This is a genomic window from Streptomyces minutiscleroticus, assembly GCF_014650875.1.
Taxonomy (GTDB): Bacteria; Actinomycetota; Actinomycetes; order Streptomycetales; family Streptomycetaceae; genus Streptomyces; species Streptomyces minutiscleroticus.
Genome location: NZ_BMVU01000159.1, coordinates 1 through 2863, shown reverse-complemented (window position 1 = coordinate 2863; position 2863 = coordinate 1). Strand labels below are relative to the sequence as shown.

At 67.1% G+C, this 2863-nt stretch carries 3 protein-coding genes; 2 read left to right on the top strand and 1 reads right to left on the bottom strand.

The window, feature by feature from the left end:
- The coding region (locus IE271_RS40535) for a siderophore-interacting protein (protein WP_229919976.1) at window positions 1-411 on the bottom strand (411 nt) is incomplete at its 3' end.
- Between the two features lie 99 nt (window positions 412-510).
- On the opposite strand from IE271_RS40535, the gene IE271_RS40530 reads away from it, so the two are divergent.
- Window positions 511-1302 (top strand): helix-turn-helix domain-containing protein, encoded by a 792-nt coding sequence (locus tag IE271_RS40530; RefSeq protein WP_190195429.1) that lies wholly within the window; start codon window positions 511-513, stop codon window positions 1300-1302.
- Window positions 1303-1489: 187 nt separating this feature from the next.
- Complete coding sequence (locus tag IE271_RS40525) at window positions 1490-2665, top strand: 4-hydroxybenzoate 3-monooxygenase (protein ID WP_190195427.1); 1176 nt, start codon at window positions 1490-1492, stop codon at window positions 2663-2665.
- The last annotated feature ends 198 nt before the right edge of the window (window positions 2666-2863 follow it).

The following is a 2863-nucleotide window of genomic DNA, read 5'->3' as shown; positions in this document are numbered from 1 at the left end:
GGCAGCGGCGGCAGGAGAGGGGCGAGGGCCCGGGAGCGGGCATCGGCTTGCGGGCCCTCGCCCGGCCGCGTGTCTGCCATGACCATGAGATGACCCCCAGATCTCCAGGTCGAACGCGGAGTCCTGCGGCCGAAAACGGCGGATCGAGTAGGTCCTCACGCGGGAACGCTGCCGGCCGCTTTGCAGGGTGCGCTGGAGCATCCACCGCTCACGGGTGGGCAGGACCACATCAGGATTGCCGGGATCGGCGAAGAACAGCCGTCCCGACTGGTCGAACCCGTGCTGCTCCAGGTGCCGGACGTCCTTGCCGCCCAGCGTGATGCACTGGAAGTGCGGGCTGACCCGTTCGCTGGCCTGGATGGTGAGGAGCAGCATCCGCCGACGGCGGGCGCGCTGGGCGGCGGGTGCCATCACGGTCGTCCTCCTTGGCTCGACGCCTGGGTGTCGGTGCTCATGGAACTCACTGTCGGCCCGTCACCAACCCGCACACCGCCGGTAAACTGGCACCTGATGACGAAAAGCCGCCAACCTTCGCCGGATCCCTCAGCCCCGCTGCTCGTCCCCAGTGGGGCGGGGTGGCTGCCTCACGGCTACCATCTCGAACCGCACACGCACAATGCGGGACAGCTCGTCTACGCGGCTGCCGGAACCCTGGCCACCACGACCGAACGCGGAACCTGGGTGGCTCCGGCCAACCGTGTGACCTGGACGCCGCCCGGCTTCGCCCATGGTCACCGCTTCTACGGCCGCACCGACGTCCGCCTGCTGACCATCCCGGTCGAGCTGTGCGGCGACCTCCTCCCATACCCCAGCGTGTTCGCGGTCAGCCCGCTGCTGCGCGAGGCCGTTCTGGCGCTGACCGCCGACCGGCCCGAGGCCCGCCCCGGCGCCCGTCAGCGGCTGCTCGGCGTGGTCATCGACGAGCTTTCCGACAGCACCGAGCAGTCTCTGCACCTGCCCGAACCCCGCGATGACCGGCTGCGTGCGGTCACCGACCTTCTGCACGCCGACCCGGCCCGGCCGGCGACGCTGACCGAGCTGGGGCGCGTCGCAGGTGCCAGTGAGCGCACCCTGAGTCGCCTGTTCCACACTGAACTCGGCATGAGCTTCCACCGCTGGCGCACCATCTTGCGCATCCATCACGCCTTGGCCCACCTCACCAACGGCATGTCGGTCACCGATACTGCGGTGACCTGCGGATGGTCGAATCCATCCAGCTTCATCGACGCCTTCAACGAGGTTGTCGGCCAGACCCCGGGCAGCTACCAGGCCAACTTGCGCAACAGTGCTGCGGCGGCGTAGCGCGAGCCGGCGTCTGAGCACGTACCCCGACACCCTCGCGTTCCCGCCACACGGTTGGCGGGTTTTCGGTATCAGGTGTCAGTTTACCGGTGGTGTGCGGCTCGGGGTGGGTTTCACAGTGGTGTCATTACGCCGCGCCACTTGGACGGCGGGCCATCACTTCCCGACCCGAGGAGACCCGAACAATATGGCTGAGTCACGCGAGAACACCCCCGTCGTCATCGTCGGGGCCGGGGTCGCCGGCCTGACACTCGCCAACATTCTGCAGCGCAACGGCGTTGACTGCGTCGTGCTGGAAAAGCGCAGCCGCGCCTACATCGACCAGCGCCAGCGTGCCGGGGCCCTGGACAGCTTCGGCGTGCACGTCATCCGTAAGTGGGGACTCGGAGAAGTCCTGGAGGGGGGCGACCCCATCCCGCAGGACGAGGGCGGCTTCTTCATCGACGGACAGGCGATGCCGATGGACATCGAGCACGATGAGGAAGGCGGCATGTTCATCCCCCAGCACGTCCTTGTCCGCAACCTCACGGACGCCTTCCTGGCCGAAGGAGGCAACCTCCGCTACGAGGCCCTCGACGTGCGCCTGGAGAACGTGGGGGGCGAGCAGCCCACCGTCCGCTACCAGGACACCGACGGCACGACGAAGGTCATCACCTGTGACTTCATCGCCGGCGCGGACGGCTTCCACGGCGTGAGCCGAGCCACTATTCCGGCCGATGTGCTGAGCGAGTACTCGTACGAGTACGGCTACTCCTGGCTTACCGTCTGGGCCGCGGTAGCGACCAGCCCGGCCGGCATGGCGATCCACGAGCGCGGCCTGAGCGGCATGATCCCCCGCGGCGCGAACGCCACGCGCATCTACCTCCAGTGCCCGGTCGACGACACCCCCGAGCAGTGGCCCGACGAGCGGATCTGGAGCGAACTCGAAGCCCGCTTCGGCACCCCCGTGACCAGCGGCGAAATCCTCAGCAAGCAGGTTATCCCGCTGCGCAGCGTGGTCTTCGACCCGATGAGCTACGGCAAGCTGTTCCTGCTCGGCGACGCCGCCCACATCGTCCCGCCGATGAGCGCGAAGGGCATCCACCTCGCCCTCCACGACACTGACATGTTCGCCAAGGCACTCCTCGCTCGGATCCAGCAGGACGATACGAGCCTGCTTAAGAGCTACTCCGCGGACTGTCTGCGCCACATCTGGAACTACCAGGCATTCGCCGCGTGGATCACCGACCTCATGCACAACGCCGGCGACGCCAGTTACGAAGGAGAGTTCCGCAAGCAGGTCGCCCGTGCAGAGATGATGCGGATGTTCACCTCCCCCACCGCGAACAAGCTCTTCGGTGAACTCACCGCCGGAACCAATTAGGGGCGCATTCCAGTGATCACCGCAACACGTGAGAGTTGAGGTGAGGCTACCTGTGCTGTTTCACCGTGCGGTGGGTTCGACGGGCTGGGCCACGGGTGGGCGACGGCGAGTTTTTGTATCTGGCCACCGTGATCGACTGCTTCTCGCGCCGCCTGGTGGGCTGGTCCATCGCCGACCACATGCGCACCTCACTGATCA